Origin of the sequence: Bordetella genomosp. 7 (assembly GCF_002261265.1) — a bacterium.
Classification (GTDB): Bacteria; Pseudomonadota; Gammaproteobacteria; order Burkholderiales; family Burkholderiaceae_B; genus Bordetella_A.
Genome location: NZ_NEVK01000008.1, coordinates 611691 through 630581, shown reverse-complemented (window position 1 = coordinate 630581; position 18891 = coordinate 611691). Strand labels below are relative to the sequence as shown.

Genomic DNA, 18891 nt, shown 5'->3' with positions numbered 1-18891 from the left:
GGCGGGTCTACCGCCACTGGATACCCATGAGCAAAACGTTGATTATTGCCGAGAAGCCCTCGGTAGCCCTTGATATATCACGCGCCCTCGGAGGCTTCGCGCGCGAGGGCGACTATTTTGAAAGCGAACGTTACGTGCTCGCTTCCAGTATCGGGCATTTGCTCGGTCTTGTCGCGCCCAACGATCCGGTCAAGGGAAAATGGAGCTTCACTCACCTGCCCGTAATTCCGCCGGAATTCGAACTGGGGCCCGCAGACAAGCGCTCGGCCGAACGCCTGAAGCTGCTGGTCAAGCTGGCCAAGCGCAAAGACGTCGATTCGCTGATCAACGCCTGTGACGCGGGCCGCGAGGGCGAACTGATCTTCCGCTATATCGTCCAGTATGCGGGGGTAAAGAAACCCATACGCCGTCTGTGGCTGCAATCCATGACGCAGGCCGCGATCCGTGAAGCGTTCGAGAACCTGCGCGACGACGAACAGCTCAAGCCGCTTGAAGCCGCCGCGCGCTCGCGCGCCGAGGCCGACTGGCTGGTCGGCATCAACGGCACCCGCGCCATGACGGCCTTCAACAGCAAGGACGGCGGTTTCTTCAAGACCCCGGTGGGGCGCGTGCAGACGCCCACATTGGCCATCGTGGCCGAACGCGAGGCGCGCATCCGCGCATTCGTGCCGCGCGATTACTGGGAAGTGCACGCCACCTTCGTGGCCGCCGCGGGCCTGTACCAGGGCCGCTGGATCGACCCGGAGTTCAAGCGCGACGAGCGCGACCCCGAAAAGCGCGAATCGCGCCTGTGGTCGCAGGCCGCCGCGCAGAGCGTGGTGGCGGCCTGCCGCCAGCAGCCCGGCAACGTCACCGAAGAATCCAAGCCGTCCACGCAGGCATCGCCCGCCCTGTACGACCTGACCTCGCTGCAGCGCGAGGCCAACGGGCGCTTCGGCTTTTCGGCCAAGACCACGCTGGCCCTGGCCCAGACCCTGTACGAACGCCACAAGGCGCTTACCTATCCGCGTACCGATTCCCGCTACCTGCCCGAAGACTATCTGGGCACCGTGCGCGAAACCATGCAGGCCCTGGCCAAGGGCGGCTCGAACGCCGTGGGCCAGCTTGCGCGGCATGCCGGCACGGTTGTGACGCAGAACTGGGTCAAGCCCAACCGGCGCATTTTCGACAACAAGAAGGTGTCGGATCACTTTGCCATCATTCCCACGCTGCAGATCCCGCACGATCTGAGCGAGGCCGAAGGCAAGCTGTACGATCTGGTGCTCAAGCGCTTCCTGGCGGTGTTCTTTCCGTCCGCCGAGTATCGCGTCACCACGCGCATCACCGAGGTACAGGGCCATCGGTTCAAGACCGAAGGCAAGGTGCTGGTGTCGCCGGGCTGGCTTGCGGTGTACGGCAAAGAAGCCCAGGGCGAAGACGCCAATCTGGTGCCGGTGGCCAACAATGAAACCGTGCGCACCGAAGACGTCGAGGCCGTGGGTCTGTCGACCAAGCCGCCGCCACGCTATACCGAAGCGACGCTGCTTTCGGCCATGGAAGGCGCGGGCAAGCTGGTCGACGACGAAGAGCTGCGCGAGGCCATGTCCGAACGAGGCCTGGGCACCCCGGCCACCCGGGCGGGCATTATCGAAGGTCTGCTTGGCGAAGGATACCTGCGGCGCGAAGGGCGCGAACTGGTGCCCACCGCCAAGGCGCGCCAGCTCATGACCCTGCTCTCGGGGCTCGATGTCAGCGAACTCACTTCGCCTGAACTGACGGGCGAATGGGAACACAAACTCAAGCAGATCGAGCAGGGCAGGCTCGACCGCACGGCGTTCATGCGAGAAATCGCGCAGATGACCCAGATCATCGTCAAGCGCGCCAAAGAATACGAACGCGACACGGTGCCGGGCGACTACGCCACCCTTGAAACGCCGTGCCCGAAATGCGGCGGCGTGGTCAAGGAAAACTACCGCCGCTACGCGTGCACCCAGTGCGATTTCTCGATGGGCAAGCATCCGGGCGGACGCACCTTCGAGCTGCCCGAAGTGGAAGAGCTGCTGGCCAAGCGCGAAATCGGCCCGCTGCAGGGCTTCATCAGCAAAATGGGGCGCCCGTTTGCCGCCATCCTGCGCATCGGCGACGAATACAAGCTGGAGTTCGACTTCGGCCAGAACGAAGACGACGGCAGCGAGCCGGTGGACTTCAGCGGGCATACGCCCGTGGGCCCGTGCCCCAAATGCCGGTCGCATGTGTTTGAACATGGCCTGAGCTACGTCTGCGAAAAATCCGTCGGCCCCGAGAAGCAATGCGACTTCCGGTCGGGCAAGATCATCCTGCAACAGGAAATCTCGCGCGAGCAGATGCACAAGCTTCTGGCCGACGGCCGCACCGACCTGCTCGATGGTTTCGTGTCGAGCCGCACCAACCGCAAGTTCAAGGCGTTCCTGGTGCGTCAGCCCGACGGCAAGGTGGGCTTCGAGTTCGAGCCGCGCGCGGCCAAGACGGGGCGCGCGCCGGCCAAGTCCGCCGCCAGGACGGCAGCGAAATCACCCGCCAAGTCCGCCACCAAGTCCGCCACCAAGACGGCAGCCAAGACCGCGGCCAAGAAAACTGCGGCCAAGCCACCGGCGGCCAAGAAGGCCGCCAGGAAAGCGGTAAAAAAAGCCGCCAAGACGGCGTCCTAGCCCACGCCTGCGCCCGCGCGTCTTTGCACGAGACACGCGGGCGCGACCAAGCAGCGGCGATCGTCCGGCCCGCCGAATTTGCGGTATTGTTACGTCCACAACGATTACAAGCCTATCGAGGACGACATGCCCCGCAGCCCCGTTTCCCCAGTTTCCCGCCGTAGTTTCCTGTCTGCCACCGGCGCGCTCGGCGCCGCATGCCTGCTTGGCCCGCGCCTGGCTTTCGGCCAGGGCGCCTCCGGCAAAACCGTCTTCGGGCTTGGCAGCATCGACCCGTTTTTCGCGGCCGCTTATGTCGCCCTGAAAAAAGGCTACTTTGGCGACGCGGGGCTGGACGTCGAATACCTGAACTCGCAGAGCGGGCCGCGCACGATGCAGATGCTGGCCGCCGGGCAAATCGCCTTCGGCGCAACGGCAGCCACCGCGGCCCCCGCGCTGACGCTGGCGGGCAAGCCGGCCAGCCTGGTGTTCGGCTTTGACCGCAAGCTCACGTACGCCAACATCATTGTGCGGCGCGAAGACTACGAAAGCGGCAAGATCAAATCGCTGAAAGACCTGGCCGGCAAGCGCGTGGGGGCCACCCAGCCCCAGTCGGTCACCTGGCTCATGGCCGTGTACCTGATGCAGCAGGCGGGCGTTGCCGATAAGGTCGATGTGCGGCCGCTGGGCGACCTGGCCACCATGCTGGGCGCGCTCAAGACCGGATCGGTGTCGGCCACCATGGCCACCATGTCCATGATGGAGCAGGCCCGCGAAGAAGGCTGGGGCGTGCCCATCTTCGACGCCACCACCGATGCCTCATGGCAGGAATTCATGGGCGGCGACGTGCCGGGCATCGCGGCGCTGACGTTGCAAGACACCATCCAGAAGCGCCCCGAAACCGTGCAGGGGTTCGTCACGGCGATGGTTCGCGCGCAGAGCTTCATCAACGACAGCAGCGCCGCAGAGCTTACCGACGCCATCTACGACGACTACCTCAGCGCCTTCCCGCGCAGCGCGATCGAGAAGACCCTGGCCGTGTACCAGAAAACCGTATTTCTCAAAGACAACATCATCACCGAAGATGCCTACCAGCGCATGCTGGGCATCATGGGCGATGATCGCCAGTTCTCGAACGAAGAACTGAAAAAGGTTCCCTACGCAAAATGCGTGGACATGTCGTTCGTGCAGCGTGCCCACCAGAAAAAGTAGACCCGCATGATTGAACTCGATCGCGTGGGCAAGGCCTACCAGACGCGCGGCGGACTGGTGCACGCCGTGGGCGAGGTCTCGCTCACCATCGCCGAAGGCGAGTTCGTGTCCATCGTCGGGCCGTCCGGCTGCGGCAAGAGCACGCTGCTCAACATGATCGCGGGCTTTTTTCCCGTCACCACCGGCGCCATCCGGGTCGCTGGCATGCCCGTGCACGGGCAGGTTCCCCCCGCGCTGGGCTACATCTTCCAGAAAGACACGCTGCTGCCCTGGTTCAATGTGCGCAAGAACGTTGCGCTGGGCCTGAAGTTCCAGGGCGTGCCGGCCGCGCGCATCGAGCAGCGCGTGGCCGAACTGCTGGAACTCGGCCATCTCAGCCAGTTTGCGCAGGCCTATCCGCACCAGCTGTCGGGCGGAATGCGCCGGCGCGTGGCCCTGCTGATGAGCCTGGCGGTCGAGCCGCGCATTCTGCTGCTGGACGAACCGTTCGGCGCGCTGGACACCCACACCAAAACGCACCTGCACCGCGAACTCATCGACATCTGGCGCAAGCTCGGCCAGACGATCATCATGGTGACGCACGATCTGGACGAGGCCATCACGCTGTCGGACCGGGTCGTGGTGCTGTCGGGGCCTCCCAGCCGCGTATTGCTCGACGAGCGCATCACCATCCCGCATCCGCGCGACGTCTTTACCTTGCGCGAGACGCCTCAGTTCACCGCCCACGTGCAAAGTCTGTGGGCAGTGCTGGGCCAGGAGTTCCGCGCCGCCGCCTGAGCCGCCGCCTTATGTCCGCAACCTCGATACCTACGCTGCAAGACCAGATCCGCCAGGACCGCCGCGCCGGCCTGCGCCGGCGGCTGAAAGTCCATGCATGGCAGGCGCTGATCCTGCTCGTGCTGCTGGGCGCCTGGGAAGGCCTGACCCGCATTCCCTGGTTCGCGCAGAACACCCTGTTCGACCCGTTTTTCATCAGCCAGCCGTCGCGCATCGCAGTCCGGCTCTGGGAATGGATGCAGCCGGGGCCGCGTTCGGTCTGGCCGCACCTGCTGCTGACGCTCGAGGCCACGCTGGTCGGCCTGGTGGTGGGGGTGGGCAGCGGGTTCCTGGTAGGCATGACGCTCAGCCGCAGCCGCATGCTGGCCGATGTCTTCAACCCGTTCATCGTGGCCTTCAACTCGATGCCGCGCATCGCGTTCGTGCCCCTCATCACCATGTTCTTCGGCCTGGGCCTGGCCTCGAAAGTGGTGACATCGTGGTTCGTGGTGTTCTTCCTGGTGTTCTTCAATACCTACAAGGGGGGCCGCAGCGTCGAGCGCGAACTGGTGGACTTCTGCCGCACGCTGGGCGGCTCGCCGCGGCAGATCCTGTGGCGCGTGCGCATTCCCACCGCCGCCGCCTGGACCTTCGCGTCGCTGCCCAATGCCATCAGCTTCGCGCTGATCGGCGTCGTGCTTGCCGAGTTCGTCGGATCCACCACCGGCATGGGCTACCTGATGATCACCGCGCTGGCCACGCTCAATGCCACCGACATGTTCGCAGCGGTAACACTGCTCTCGATCGTCGGCATCGTATTGGTTTATTGTGTCACCTGGCTGGAACGTCGGCTGTTGCATTGGGCGCCCGAGTTCCGTAACTGAACACCGGTCCCTATGTCTGTTTCGCAATCCTACTTGCAGAATTTCTCGCTGGCCGGACAGGTCGCGCTGATCACCGGGTCGGCGCGCGGCCTGGGGCTGAGCATCGCCCGCGCCATGGCGGCCAGCGGCGCCCATGTGCTCATCAACGGGCGCAACGAGGCCGCCGTCCTGGCCGCGGTGCAATCGCTGCGCGAAGCGAACCTGGCCGCATCGCCACTGGTGTTCGACGTCTGCAACGAAGATGCCATGCGCGGCGCCTTCGAACGTATCGATGCCGAGCACGGGCGGCTCGACATCCTGGTCGGCAATGTGGGGGCGCGCAACCGCAAGCCCTTGCAAGACATCTCGCCCGCCGAGGTGCGTGCGCTGATCGAAACCGACCTGGTGGCGGGCATCCTGCTGGCCAAGCTCGCGGCCGAGCGCATGGTGCGCCAGCGCAGCGGTCGGCTGATCACCATCACGTCGATCGCGGGCGAGCTGGCGCGGCCCGGAGACGCAGTCTACCCGGCCGCAAAACAGGGCCTCACGGGCATGATGCGAGCGCTGGCCGTGGAATTCGGCCCGCTGGGCATCACCAGCAATGCCATCGCCCCCGGCACGTTCGCCACCGAGACCAACGCCGCCTACGTGGCCGACCCCAACGACCCGCTGGCTGCCCGCAACCCCATGGGCCGTTGGGGCCAGCCCGACGAAATCGCCGGCGCCGCCGTGTTCCTGGCATCGCCGGCAGCCTCGTATGTCAACGGACAGGTCCTGGCCGTGGACGGAGGCCTTTCCATCCTGTTCTAGATAGTCCGGCTGCATGGCCGGCCCCTTGCAACGACACTCCTGAGGTTCATCGGCATGAAGCAGCATTTCATTGACAATCGCACCGTGCCCGGCGCGTCGGGCGAATCCATTCCGGTCTTCGACCCCTCGACTGGCCAGGTATACGACAGCATCGCCCGGGGCAACGCCACGGATATCGACCTGGCGGTACGGGCGGCTCGCCGCGCGTTCGATGAAGGCCCTTGGGGCAGGCTCACGGCGGCGGAGCGCGGCCGGCTGATGCTGAAGCTGTCGCTCAAGATCCTGGACCACGCCGACGAGCTTACCGAGATCGAATCGCGCGACTGTGGCAAGCCCACCAAGCAGGCGCGCGCCGACGTCACCGCGGTGGCTCGGTATTTCGAGTATTACGGCGGCGCCGCCGACAAACTGCATGGCGAAACGCTTCCGTACCAGAACGGTTATACCGTGCTGACGCTACGCGAGCCGCATGGCGTCACCGGGCACGTCGTGCCCTGGAACTACCCGTTGCAGATCTTCGGCCGCAGCGTGGGCGGCGCTTTGGCGGCGGGCAACGCGTGCGTGGTCAAGCCCGCCGAAGACGCGTGCCTGTCACTGTTGCGCCTGGCCGAGCTGGCCGCCGACGTGGGCTTCCCGCCCGGCGCCATCAACATCGTCACGGGGTACGGCCACGAAGCCGGCGACGCACTGACGCGCCACCCGGGCGTAGACCACATCTCGTTCACCGGCTCGCCGCGTATTGGCGTGCTGGTCACACAGACCGCCGCCGAGCGCCATGTGCCGGTCACCCTGGAGCTGGGCGGCAAGTCGCCCCAGATCGTGTTCGCCGATGCCGACATCGATGCGCTGGTGCCCGTGGCAGTGAACGCCATCATTCAGAATGCCGGGCAGACGTGCTCGGCCGGCAGCCGGCTGCTGGTCGAACGCAGCGCATACGACCGCGTGCTGGAGCGCCTGTCGCAAGCATTTGCCGCACTCCGCACGGGCCCGGCCACACAAGACCTGGATTGCGGCCCGCTGATCCGCAAGACGCAGCAGGAGCGGGTGCAGGGCTTCCTGAAAGACGCCGAGCGCGACGGCATCGCCACCGTCGCGCAAGGCAAGGTCGCCGACGGAGCGCCGGCCGAAGGCTATTACCAGGCCCCCACGCTGCTGCGCGATGTGCCGGTGGACCACCGGCTGGCCCAGGAAGAAGTCTTCGGCCCGGTGTTGGCCGCCATGCCGTTCGACGACGAAGCCGACGCGGTGCGCATCGCCAATGCCACCGAGTATGGCCTTGCCGCCAGCGTCTGGACCCGCGACGGCGCGCGCCAGCTGCGCATCGCCCGCAAGGTGCGCAGCGGCCAGGTGTTCATCAACAACTATGGCGCGGGCGGCGGCATCGAACTGCCCTTTGGCGGCGTCAAGGCCAGCGGCCACGGCCGCGAGAAAGGCTTCGAAGCGTTGTACAGCTTCACCGTGCTGAAGACCATTTCCATCAAGCACGACTGACCCCCGCACGCCGCCGGCACGCAACGGTGTCTGACACCCTTCGGGAGTCAGACACCAACATCACCTGCCCAAGCCACCGCAAGCCCCACGTCCAGGTGTCCGACTCCCAAAGGGTGTCAGACACCAACATCACCTGCCCAAGCCACGGCAAGCCACACACGTCCAGGTGTCTGACTCCCAAAGGGTGTCAGACACCAACATCACCTGCCCCAGCCACGGCAAGCCACACGTCCAGGTGTCCGACTCCCAAAGGGTGTCAGACACCAACATCACCTGCCCCAGCCACGGCAAGCCACACACGTCCAGGTGTCTGACTCCCAAAGGGTGTCAGACACCAACATCACCTGCCCCAGCCACCGCAAGCCCCATACGTTCAGGTGTCTGACTCCCGAAGGGTGTCAGACACCAACATCACCGGCCCAAGCCACGGCGAGCCCCACACGTCCAGGTGTCTGAGTCCCGAAGGGTGTCAGACACCCCCGCAAATAACCGACTCAACCGCCTCCGACACGCTTAGGCCGTATCGTCTTCGTACCAGACCCCTTCGGCCAGCATCATCCGATGATGCCCTTCGCCCGCCGGCATCATGGGAAAGCAGTTCTCTTGCCCCGCCACCACCACATCCAGGAAGTACGGGCCGGGGTGTGCCAGGCATTCGCGCAGCGCCTCGTCCAGCCTGGCCGGATCGTCGACCCGCGCCGCGCCCCAGCCGAAGGCCTTGGCCAGCGCCACGAAATCGGGCAAAGACGCGTTATAGCTGTGGCTATAGCGTCCGCCGTGGATCAGTTCCTGCCACTGGCGCACCATGCCCATGTAGCCGTTGTTGCACAGCACGACCTTCACGGGGGTCTCGTGCTGCATCGCCGTGGACAGCTCCTGGATATTCATCAACACCGAAGCGTCGCCGCTGACGCACACCACCAACCGGTCCGGATGCGCCACCTGCGCGCCGATCGCGGCCGGCACGCCATAGCCCATGGTGCCCGCGCCGCCCGAAGTCAGCCACCGGTTGGGGCGCTCGAACTCCAGATACTGGGCGGCCCACATCTGGTGTTGCCCCACGTCGGTCGACACGATCGCATCGCGGCCGGCCAGCGCGGTGTTCAGGCGCTGCATCAGGTGCTGCGGCAGGATGGCCTGATCGTTGCGGGGGTAGGCCAGGCAGTCCTTGGCTCGCCACGCATCGATGCGCCGCCACCAACTGTCCAGGCGGGCGGGCGCCAGCGTATGGTCATCCAATGCCTCGCGCAAGGCGGTGAGCATGGGCAGGCAATCGCCCACCAGCGCCACGTCCACCCGCACCACTTTATTGATCGAGGCCGGATCGATGTCGATATGGATCTTGCGCGCATGGGGACAGAATTCCGCAAGCTTGCCGGTAATGCGGTCGTCGAACCGCGCCCCGATGCACACCACCAGGTCGGCATGGTGCATGGCCATGTTGGCCTCCAGCCTGCCGTGCATGCCCAGCATGCCCACGAACTGCGGGTCGGACGCGGGAAACGCGCCCAGCCCCATCAGCGTAAGCGTGCAGGGCGCACCCGTGTGGCGCACCAGACGCGTAAAGGCCTCGCAGGCCTGGGGGCCCGAATTCACCAGGCCGCCCCCGCCATAGAACACCGGACGGCGGGCCTGGGCAATCAGCGCGGCGGCGCGGCGCAAGGCCGTCTGCGGCAGCTTCAGGGGCGATTTGCCGGCCTGGCGGCGCATGCGCAGCGCCGCCACCTGCCGATTCTGCAATGTCGCGCCGCCTGCGTCGGCCACCGGCCGGGCCAGCTGCATATCTTTGGGGAAATCCACCAGCACCGGGCCCGGCCGCCCCTGGCGGGTCAGGTCGAATGCGCGCCCCGCAACGTCGGCCACGCTTTCCACCGACCGGATCTGCGTATTCCATTTCGTCACCGACCGCGAAATGCCCATGGCATCGCATTCCTGGAACGCGTCGGTGCCGATGGCGCCCGAGGCCACCTGTCCGCTGATGCACAGCACCGGGATGGAATCGCACATAGCATCGAGCAGGCCCGAAGTCGTGTTGGCCATGCCCGGCCCCGAGGTGACAAACACCACGCCGGGCCGGCCGGTAGTGCGCGCATAGCCTTCGGCCGCATGCACCGCCGCCTGCTCGTGGCGCACCAGCACATGCCGCAGACGCGACTCGGCGTACAGGGCGTCGTAAAGCGGCAGCACCGCGCCGCCCGGATAGCCGAATACCGTGTCCACGCCTCGTTCAATCAGGGTGTCCAGCAGGATCTGTGCGCCGTTGCGTTCAGCGGATTCATCGTGGCCCAAAGCTGCCAGGGCCGAGGCGTGGAGGCGATCGTTCATGATGAATATCTTACGCTTACATGCCTAGAAGATTTCTCTTCTTTTCTCCGTTAACGCCCGGTTTACAGTAAATTCATCTTTATTTGCCGGGGAATGCAGAAAATGAAACTGGACAAGTTCGATCTCGCCATCCTGCGGGTGCTGCAGCAGAATGCGCGCGCCAGCCTGAACGACATCGGCAGCGAAGTGGGGCTATCGTCCACCCCCTGCTGGAACCGCATTAAACGCATGGAGGCCGCCGGCATCATCCGCGGCTACACCGTCGACATCGATCCGGCCAGCCTGGGGTTCATGGACACCGTCATCGTCCACATCACCCTCGAAAGCCACAGCGAAGAAACCCTCTACGAATTCGGCCGCGCCCTGGCGCAGATTCCCGAAGTGCTGGAAGCCTTCCTGGTATCGGGCGACTACGACTACTACATACGCATCGCGGTGCGCGACACGCGCGATTACGAACGGCTGCTGCGCGAGCGGCTCTACCGCATTCCGGGCATACGCCACAGCAAGTCATGTTTCGTGCTGCGCCGCCTGAAAGAATCGCAATTGCCGCTGACGGCGGCCGCCGCCGAATAGGCCGGGGCCGCACCGGCAGGGCGCGCCGTGCGCCGATATAATCGCCGCTGGCCCGCTACCTGCCCAGATTCATGACCACTGCTGATCCCTCCAAGCCCTGGCACGTCGTGCGCCGCTCCAAGCTGCACGGCAATGGCGTGTTTGCCGCCCGGAAGATCCCCGCCGGCACGCGCATCATCGAATACACAGGCAAGCGCATCAGCGCCAAGGAAGCCGACCGCCGCCATCCCACCAATCCCGACGACCCTTTTCACACGTTTTTCTTCTCGCTGAGTTCGGGTCGCGTCATCGATGGCGGCGACGACGGCAACGACGCGCGCTGGATCAACCATTCGTGCGAGCCCAATTGCGAAGCCCAGGAAGGCCGCCATGGCAAGCGCGTGTACATCACCGCATTGCGCGACATTGCCCGCGGCGAAGAGCTGTTCTACGACTACGGCCTGGTGATCGAAGGCCGCATCACCAAGAAGCTCAAGGAAAACTATCGGTGCCTGTGCGGCGCGTCCGCTTGCCGCGGCACCATGCTGGCGCTCAAGACCAAGAAGAAAAACGACCAGGGCTGACCTGGCGCAACTTCCGCGTACAATAGGAGCCGGCCGCAATACGCGGCCAGTGCAGTACGTCTTCAGGGCGGGGTGCAATTCCCCACCGGCGGTAAGCCGCAATGCGGCAAGCCCGCGAGCGCCCGCGCCGCCATGCGGCCGGGGTCAGCAGATCTGGTGCGATGCCAGGGCCGACGGTCACAGTCCGGATGAAAGAAGATGTGCCAGCGCCATCCCGCTCATGGGCGGGGCGCGCCGCGGCTCGGGCCGGGGCATCGCCCTGTCTGCGCGCGGCGGTGGGGCTTGGCGTCATGTGCCCTGAAACGTTTTTCGCCCACTTTTCCTGCGAGAGCGTTTCAATGTCAGCCGTAATTTCTTCCGTACCCTACCTTCCCCCCGATCTGTACGCGCAGCCCTTCGAAATGCGGCTGGCGCGCGCACTGCAACACTTGCGTCTCGGGCGGCCCGTCATCCTGATGGACGACTACGACCGCGAGAACGAGGCCGATCTCATCGTAGCCGCCGACAAACTCACCGTGCCCGTCATGGCCCAGCTGATTCGCGACTGCAGCGGAATCGTGTGCCTGTGCCTGACCGATGAAGCGCTGGACAACCTGGGCCTGCCGCCCATGGTTCCCCGCAACCAGAGCCGCTACAGCACGGCCTTCACGGTATCGATCGAAGCCCGCGAAGGCGTGTCCACCGGCGTGTCTGCGGCCGACCGTGTCACCACCATCCGCGCCGCCATTGCGCCGGGAGCCCAGGCCACGGATATCGTCAGCCCGGGGCATGTGTTTCCGCTGCGCGCCAGGCCCGGCGGTGTTCTGGAACGGCGCGGCCATACCGAAGGCTCGGTGGACCTGGCTGTTCTGGCGGGCCTGCGGCCGGCCGCGGTACTGTGCGAGCTGATGAATCCCGACGGAACCATGGCTCGCGGAACCAGTGTTGCGCGCTACGCGGCCGAGCATGGCCTGGTGGCGCTGACGATCGCCGAACTGGCAGACCACCTTCAGCGCACGGGCGCAGACGCCGCCGCAGCCGCGGCACAAGTGGCCGCGTAGACCCCTGCGAGGCCGGGCGGGGCGCGCTGGCGCCCCGCGGCTACCCGCGCAGCGCCGGGGCCATTTCCTGCAGGCAGCGCTGCGCGTCGCCCACCACCACGCGGGCGCTGCAGGCCAGCATCAGGTTCAGGTTCAATCCGAAGTCTTCTACCGTATACCCCTGCGCGTCGACATGGCGCGGCGGGTCGTCGGCGCTGGCCGTCGCCACGCGCTGCACCAGCGTTTCGGCATGGTCCACATAGGCCCATACCGGCTTGCCCAGGGCAATGGCGTAACCCACTTCGAACGCCGTGCCCGAATCCGGCTCGTCGCCGCGAAACGGGTTCAGGTTGGCCATCACGGCGTCGGACTGGCGTATCAACGCGGTGTTGGCGTCGTAGATCCATTGCGCCAGCGCCCGCGGCGCCAGGTCCGACGGCGCCTGGTTGTCCAGCGGATACAGGCCTTCAAGGCCGTGCGCACGGCACGCCAGCTTCAACCGCTCGCCATGCGCCAAGGCGTCGGGACGGAACACATCAAAACCCGCCAGGTAGATTTTTTTCATGGCCGCACGAGATCAGTAGCCCACGGTAAACCGGCGCCGCACATGGCGAGGCGTTTCCAGCTCGTCCGCCAGCGCAATCGCGTAGTCTTCCATCGAAATCCAGCTCTTGCCCTCGCCGTCGGCCAGCAGTTCGTCGCCACCCACCCGAAAGCTGCCCGTGCGTTCTCCCGGCATGAACAAGGCCGAGGGTGATAAAAAGGTCCAGTCCAGCGCCGTTTCCTGCCGCAGCGTTTCCAGAAACGCCACGCCGGCCCGCGCTTCAGGCCGATAGACATCGGGAAAGTCGGGCGTGTCGATCAGCATCAGGCCGGGTGCGACCCGCAGGCTGCCCGCGCCCCCCACGACCAGCAGGCGCGACACGCCCGCACTGCGTACCGCCTGGAGCAACTGCCTGGCGTCCGTTGAAACGAACCGGGTGGCGCTGACCACGGCGTCATGGCCCGCAAGCAGCGGCGCCAGCCCGGCGGGGTCGGTGGCGTCTCCCTGCTCGAGCGTGAGCCCGGGGCGCGGCGCGACCTCGGCCGTATTGCGCGCGATGCCGGTTACCTGATGGCCCCGGCGCAGCAGCTCGTCTGCGATACGCGAACCCGCGCGGCCGGAAATACCGATAAGTGCGATTTTCATGGAAGGCTCCGGAATGGTTGGAAATTCCATGCTATCCCCGGCCCGCCGGCCCGCATACTCCGCGGCGCGCGATAGTCAGTTGCAGTTTATGCACCAATGGCGCGCTGCGCCTGATACACCTGCAGGTGAGCATACGCAACGCGCAGAATGGGCGTCTCCAGCCCCAGGGTGCGGGCGCGGTGCAGCATGTCGCCCACGATATGGTCGGCCTCGACCTTGCCGCCCTGGCTCAGGTCGCGGAACATGGATGCGGTCACCGGCGACTGGCGATCTGTCAGCACCTTCAGCGCCGCCGCGTCGGCTGCTGCGCGCACGGTATGCCCCGACGCCGCCGCCACTTGCTGGCACTCGCGCAGCAAGTCACGCATGATGGCCTCGCCATCATCGGTGGACACAATCTGCCCCACGGCCCCACGCATCAGGCAGGTTGCCGCCGCCAGCGTGGCCAGGAACACGAACTTTTCCCAGATGTCCTGCAGGATCGCGTCGCTGAGCCGGCTGTCGAATCCGGCGTCGGCCAGCGCAGACTCCAGCGCGACACAGCGTGCGCTGCGCGGCTCGCCCGCGCGTTCGCCATAAACGAACAGCGCGTGCTGGCCCATATGGCGCACCTGCCCCTGGGGCCCGAGCGACGCATTGATCTGGCAAAGCCCGCCCAGCACGCGCGCCGCGCCAAACTCGGCATCCAGCGCGTCGTACTGCAGCACGCCGTTCATGATGGGCAGGATTGCTGTGTCCGGGCCCACGGCCGGGCGAATGGCGTCCACCGCGCTGGCGAAGTCATAGGCTTTGCAACTGAGCACCACCACGTCGTAAGGGCCGTCCAGTTCGGCGGCTGTGACGATGCGCGGCTTGATCACCGCGTCGCCGCGCGGGCTTTCGATGCGCAAGCCTTCGGCCCGCAACTTCTGCGCACGGGCCTCGCGCACCAGGAAGGTGACATCGGCCCCGGCCTGCACGGCGCGCCCGCCAAAGTAGCCGCCGGTGCCGCCGGCTCCAAGAAACAGCAATCGCATTCAATTTCTCCGAGTAGTTCCGCCACGCCATGCCGCGCAGTGCGCCAGCCTGCGATTATGCACTCAAGCGTGCTTTGCAACCGACAAGCTGCCTATAATCGCTTCGCGCGGCGCTCGCCTGCACCCGGCGTGCCGCCCGACCTCATCGCACTGCGTGCAGGAGCCTACGCCGATGATTTCCCGCAATACACCGCCAACCGCCCGACGAACGCGACGCGACGTCCTGGTGCGGCTGGGCGCGGCAGTCGGCTGGCTGGCCTCGGGCCGGCTGCACGCCCAGCCCGCCGCCCGCATCAAGGTCGCCGGGGTCTATACGGTGCACATCGGCCAGCAATGGGTGTCGCGCGTGCACCGGGCCCTCGTGCTTGCCAGTGCCCGCGGTGAAATCGATTATGTATTTTCCGAAAACGTCTCGCACGACACCTACGAGCAGGTGCTGCGGCGCTATGCCGATGGGGGCGTCCAGCTGATCGTGGGCGAGGCTTTTCGCGCCGAGGCGGCCTCAAGGGCGGTGGCGCGCGACTATCCCCAGACCGCCTTCCTGATGGGCTCGTCGGGGCGGCCGCAGCAGCCCAACTTCTCGGTATTCGACAACTATATCCAGGAACCCGCCTACCTGGGCGGCATGATCGCCGGCGGGCTCAGCGAAAGCGGCCGGATCGGTCTGGTGGGCGGCTATCCCATACCCGAGGTCAACCGCCTGATGCACGCCTTCATGGATGGCGTGCGTGAAGTCAATCCTGATGCGGTGTTCTACGTATCGTTCATCGGTTCGTGGTTCGATCCGCCCAAGGCCAGGCAGGCGGCCCACAGCATGATCGACCAGGGCGTTGACATCCTTTACGCCGAGCGCCTGAACGCCGTTCAGGCCGCACAAGAGCGCGGCAAGCTGGCCATCGGCAACGTCGTGGACGCGCGGCATCAGTACCCGGACACGGTGGTCGTCTCGGCGCTCTGGGACGCCGAGCCCACAATCGTGCGGGCGCTTACCATGGTGCGGCGCGGCACCTTCAAGGCCGACGACTACGGCATGTATTCGCAGATGCGCTACCAGGGCTCGATGCTGTCATCGCTGGGCGCGTTCGCCGACAAGCTGCCGGGCGGGCTGGTGGCAAGCGTCGAGTCGCGGCGCAAGACCATCCTGGATGGCACCTTCACGATCAAGATCAACGACACACAGCCGCAGTCGACGGCCCCCTGAACCGGCCGGCCCCGGTGCCCGGGCCGTTGCGCAGCCCGGGCGCGGCCGGCGCCATTACGCCAGCGGCAGATAGATGCGCGTCCTCAATTCCGACGCCGGCGTCACCTTGGGGTCGTTGACGTATTCTTCCCACATGGGAAAGTCCAGGGTCTCGTGGCCGCTTTCGGGCAGCCATTCCGAGAACAGCCAGTTATAGGCGGCTTCGATCTCGCTATAGGGGCCGGTGTATTCCAGCACCGCACAACGCGCCGCGGGCAGCGCAAAAGGTTCGAAAACGGCGTCCACCGCCGCGCCCGCCGGCACGGTCAGCCCGGCACGCGAGCGCAGCTGCGAAGCCGGCACTTGCGCGGGGTCGTCGTAGTACACGCCAAAGGACCGCGTATCCGGCCCCACCAGGTCGCGGCTGGACGCCAGCATGAACAGTCGGTCGAAAGTGGCGCCGATATGCTGGTAGTCGCCCTGATGCGCCAGGGTGGCCAGTGACGCGCCGGAAAATTGCTCGATGGTAGTGGGGTACATGCCTAGCTCCTGAGGGTTGAAAGGTCTGGAGCGCGCATGACGATACCGGCCCGGCGGCATTCCGAACACCGCGCCGAACGCGCGGTTGAAGGCGGCTTGCGAGGCGTACCCCGCGCGTTGCGCCACCTGCTGCATCGGACGATTGCCTGCCAGATCCACCGACGCGCGATGCATGCGCAGCCGCTGCATCGTGGCGTTCACCGTCTCACCCATCAGCGCGCGGTACACGCGATGAAAATGGTAGGGCGACAAACACGCCAGGTCGGCCAGGTGATACAGGTCGGGCGCCGCATCGGGGTGGGCGGCCAACCATTGCAGCACGGGTTCCAGCCGGGTGGCGTAGTGGATACGGGTCGTGGATTTCATGCGTCCTCCAGGGCTCCCACTGTATTTCCGGCCGATTTGCAGATTTTGCGCATTTTGCGCAGGCAGACCGCGCATACATGTGCAGCAACGGCCGCCTGCCGCGTCGGCAGGCCTTCGAGCGCATCACAAAGTGCCGGGTCCCGCGCAAGGTGTCAGACACCCTTCGGGAGTCAGACACCGCTGCAGCAACCATGGCCAGCCCCACCGCACGCGCCGCCGACGGCCCGGTGTCTGACTCCCGAAGGGTGTCTGACACCGCCCGCGGCCGTCTCAGGTCGGATACGTTCCCGGCACCAGCAGACTGCGGTCGCCCGGCGTGATGGACTTGCGGCCGCACAGCGCCATGGTGACGTCCATTTCCTTGTACAGGATCTCCAGCGCGCGCGTCACGCCGGCCTTGCCGTAGGCGCCCAGGCCGTAGAGGAACGCGCGGCCTATCATGGTGCCCCGAGCCCCCAGCGCCACCGCCTTCAGGACATCCTGCCCCGACCGTATCCCGCCATCCATCCATACCTCGATACGCGAACCCACCGCGTCCGCGATGGCCGGCAGGGCGCTGATGGATGACATGGCGCCATCGAGCTGGCGGCCGCCATGGTTGCTGACAATCAGCGCGTCGGCGCCGCTGTCGGCCGCCAGGCGGGCATCTTCGACATCCAGCACACCCTTCAGGATGAGCTTGCCGCCCCAGCGCTGCTTGATCCATTCGACGTCGGCCCAGCTCAGGCGCGGATCGAACTGCTCGGCCGTCCACGACGACAGGGACGACAAGTCGGCCACCCCCTTGGCGTGCCCCACGATGTTGCCGAACGTGCGCCGCCGTGTGCCCAGCATACCCATGCACCACCGCGGCTTGGTGGCCAGGTTGAGCAGATTGGCCAGCGTGGGCTTGGGCGGCGCCGACAGACCGTTGCGAATGTCTTTGTGCCGCTGGCCCAGGATCTGCAGGTCCAGCGTCAGCACCAGCGCCGAACACCCCGCGGCCTTCGCGCGGTCGATCAGGTTGGCCACGAACTCGCGGTCGCGCATGACATAAAGCTGGAACCAGAATGGCTTGCCGGTCGCGCGGGCCACGTCTTCGATCGAGCAGATGCTCATCGTTGAAAGCGTAAAGGGCACCCCGAACTCGGCCGCGGCCTGCGCCCCCAGGATCTCGCCATCGGCGTGCTGCATGCCCGTCAGCCCCGTCGGCGCAATGGCCACCGGCATGACCGCCTCGGTGCCGGCCAGGGTGGTGCGCAACGACCGGCCTTCCATGTCGACGGCTACCCGCTGGCGCAGCTTGATCGCCTGGAAATCGGCCTCGTTGGCGCGATAGGTACCTTCGGTCCATGCGCCGGAGTCGGCATAGTCATAGAACATGCGCGGCACACGTTTCTGGGCGACGGCGCGCAGCTCTTCAATGCAGGTGATCTTGGCAAGATTCGGATTCATGGGACACTATTAGAGCAATAGAGGACCAACAGGGCGTAGCAAGTATACGCGCGCCCTGCGCCACCACAGGAACCGCAGTATGCAAGCCCCTCAACACGAAACCGTACATGTCATTGTCAAGGGCGTCGTACAGGGCGTGGGATACCGGCACGCCACCGTGCGCCGCGCCCATATGCTGGGTGTAACAGGATGGGTGCAGAATATGGAAGACGGCACCGTGCAGGCCCTGGTGCAGGGCACCGCCGACCAGGTCGACCACATGCTCGAATGGCTGCGGCGCGGCCCGCCCGCCGCCCAGGTGCGCGAGCTCATCACCGAGCGCCAATACATCGACAAACGCTACGCCCGCTTCGAGCAACTCTAGGCTTTCACCCTTACGCTACACGGATATCGCCATGCCTACCTTGCCTACCTTGCAACTGAAGGTCGAACCCGACTGGATCGATCTTTACGGCCACATGAACGCCGCCCGCTATGTGGGGGTTTTCGATCACTACGGCTACGAACTGCTGGGCGAACTGGGGGTGGGCGAAAGCTACACACGCGAATCGCGCTGCGGCATCTACACCGTGGACATCGCGGTCAGCTACCGGCGCGAGCTGCTGGCCGGCGACCCGCTGGAATTGCGGCTGCGCGTGCTGGGCGCCGACGACAAGCGGCTGCTGTGCCTGATGGAACTCTTCCAGACCCGCGACAACTACCTCGCGGCCACGATGGAACAGCTGTCGGTGCACGTCAACCTCGACACGCGCCGCAGCCAGGCGTTTCCGGACTCGCTGCTGCACTCGCTGCAGGCGGCCGCCCACACCCATGCAACCGTGCCGCTGCCCGACCGCCATGTCTGGCGGCTGTCCCTGGCGCGCCGGGCCTGATGCCCTGACTCGCCTGCGCGCGGCGGCAACGGCC

18 protein-coding genes and 1 riboswitch are annotated in these 18891 nt (G+C 65.8%); of the genes, 12 read left to right on the top strand and 6 right to left on the bottom strand.

What is annotated here, in order from left to right; genetic code table 11:
* Window positions 1–26 precede the first annotated feature (26 nt).
* The 6 genes from CAL19_RS18850 (at window position 27) to CAL19_RS18825 (ending at window position 7777) form a co-directional block, all read left to right on the top strand.
* Complete coding sequence (locus CAL19_RS18850) at window positions 27–2666, top strand: DNA topoisomerase III (protein ID WP_094797648.1); 2640 nt, start codon at window positions 27–29, stop codon at window positions 2664–2666.
* A 126-nt stretch (window positions 2667–2792) separates the two neighbouring features.
* A complete protein-coding gene (locus tag CAL19_RS18845) occupies window positions 2793–3857 on the top strand; it encodes an ABC transporter substrate-binding protein (RefSeq protein WP_094797734.1) in 1065 nt (354 codons plus the stop codon).
* Window positions 3858–3863: 6 nt separating this feature from the next.
* Window positions 3864–4634 carry an ABC transporter ATP-binding protein gene (locus CAL19_RS18840; RefSeq protein WP_094797647.1) on the top strand — a complete coding sequence of 257 codons (771 nt, stop codon included), beginning with the start codon at window positions 3864–3866 and terminating at the stop codon, window positions 4632–4634.
* A gap of 11 nt (window positions 4635–4645) precedes the next feature.
* The gene (locus CAL19_RS18835; RefSeq protein ID WP_026640593.1) at window positions 4646–5497 is read left to right on the top strand and encodes an ABC transporter permease; all 852 of its coding nucleotides are present in this window, start codon (window positions 4646–4648) and stop codon (window positions 5495–5497) included.
* 12 nt (window positions 5498–5509) lie between these two features.
* Window positions 5510–6286, top strand: coding sequence for an SDR family oxidoreductase (locus tag CAL19_RS18830; protein WP_026640592.1), 777 nt, complete (start codon window positions 5510–5512; stop codon window positions 6284–6286).
* A 54-nt stretch (window positions 6287–6340) separates the two neighbouring features.
* Entirely contained in the window at window positions 6341–7777 is a 1437-nt protein-coding gene (locus CAL19_RS18825; protein WP_026640591.1) for an aldehyde dehydrogenase family protein, read from the top strand.
* Window positions 7778–8290: 513 nt separating this feature from the next.
* Here the strand turns inward: CAL19_RS18825 and ilvB are convergent.
* Window positions 8291–10111: a biosynthetic-type acetolactate synthase large subunit gene (ilvB, locus tag CAL19_RS18820; protein ID WP_094797646.1), complete on the bottom strand. Its 1821-nt coding sequence runs from the start codon at window positions 10109–10111 to the stop codon at window positions 8291–8293.
* Window positions 10112–10204: 93 nt separating this feature from the next.
* On the opposite strand from ilvB, the gene CAL19_RS18815 reads away from it, so the two are divergent.
* From CAL19_RS18815 to ribB, 3 genes are all read left to right on the top strand, one after another.
* Window positions 10205–10678, top strand: coding sequence for an Lrp/AsnC family transcriptional regulator (locus CAL19_RS18815; RefSeq protein ID WP_026640589.1), 474 nt, complete (start codon window positions 10205–10207; stop codon window positions 10676–10678).
* 71 nt (window positions 10679–10749) lie between these two features.
* Window positions 10750–11241, top strand: coding sequence for an SET domain-containing protein (locus tag CAL19_RS18810; RefSeq protein ID WP_026640588.1), 492 nt, complete (start codon window positions 10750–10752; stop codon window positions 11239–11241).
* A 54-nt stretch (window positions 11242–11295) separates the two neighbouring features.
* A riboswitch (FMN riboswitch) is annotated at window positions 11296–11445 on the top strand.
* 134 nt (window positions 11446–11579) lie between these two features.
* Complete coding sequence (gene ribB, locus CAL19_RS18805; protein WP_094797645.1) at window positions 11580–12281, top strand: 3,4-dihydroxy-2-butanone-4-phosphate synthase; 702 nt, start codon at window positions 11580–11582, stop codon at window positions 12279–12281.
* A 40-nt stretch (window positions 12282–12321) separates the two neighbouring features.
* Here the strand turns inward: ribB and CAL19_RS18800 are convergent, their stop codons facing one another.
* From CAL19_RS18800 to panE, 3 genes are all read right to left on the bottom strand, one after another.
* Window positions 12322–12825: a nucleoside 2-deoxyribosyltransferase gene (locus tag CAL19_RS18800; RefSeq protein WP_094797644.1), complete on the bottom strand. Its 504-nt coding sequence runs from the start codon at window positions 12823–12825 to the stop codon at window positions 12322–12324.
* Window positions 12826–12837: 12 nt separating this feature from the next.
* Window positions 12838–13449, bottom strand: coding sequence for an NAD(P)-dependent oxidoreductase (locus CAL19_RS18795; RefSeq protein ID WP_026640585.1), 612 nt, complete (start codon window positions 13447–13449; stop codon window positions 12838–12840).
* 86 nt (window positions 13450–13535) lie between these two features.
* Complete coding sequence (panE, locus tag CAL19_RS18790; protein ID WP_094797643.1) at window positions 13536–14465, bottom strand: 2-dehydropantoate 2-reductase; 930 nt, start codon at window positions 14463–14465, stop codon at window positions 13536–13538.
* 172 nt (window positions 14466–14637) lie between these two features.
* Between panE and CAL19_RS18785 the strand changes: the two genes are divergently transcribed.
* Window positions 14638–15666: a BMP family protein gene (locus CAL19_RS18785; protein ID WP_094797642.1), complete on the top strand. Its 1029-nt coding sequence runs from the start codon at window positions 14638–14640 to the stop codon at window positions 15664–15666.
* A 54-nt stretch (window positions 15667–15720) separates the two neighbouring features.
* Here the strand turns inward: CAL19_RS18785 and CAL19_RS18780 are convergent, their stop codons facing one another.
* Entirely contained in the window at window positions 15721–16551 is an 831-nt protein-coding gene (locus CAL19_RS18780) for an AraC family transcriptional regulator (RefSeq protein ID WP_094797641.1), read from the bottom strand.
* Window positions 16552–16821: 270 nt separating this feature from the next.
* Window positions 16822–17985 (bottom strand): alpha-hydroxy acid oxidase, encoded by a 1164-nt coding sequence (locus tag CAL19_RS18775; protein WP_026640581.1) that lies wholly within the window; start codon window positions 17983–17985, stop codon window positions 16822–16824.
* Window positions 17986–18064: 79 nt separating this feature from the next.
* On the opposite strand from CAL19_RS18775, the gene CAL19_RS18770 reads away from it, so the two are divergent.
* Both CAL19_RS18770 and CAL19_RS18765 read left to right on the top strand, forming a co-directional pair.
* Window positions 18065–18349 (top strand): acylphosphatase, encoded by a 285-nt coding sequence (locus CAL19_RS18770; RefSeq protein WP_026640580.1) that lies wholly within the window; start codon window positions 18065–18067, stop codon window positions 18347–18349.
* A gap of 31 nt (window positions 18350–18380) precedes the next feature.
* Complete coding sequence (locus CAL19_RS18765; protein ID WP_094797640.1) at window positions 18381–18857, top strand: thioesterase family protein; 477 nt, start codon at window positions 18381–18383, stop codon at window positions 18855–18857.
* Window positions 18858–18891: the final 34 nt, after the last annotated feature.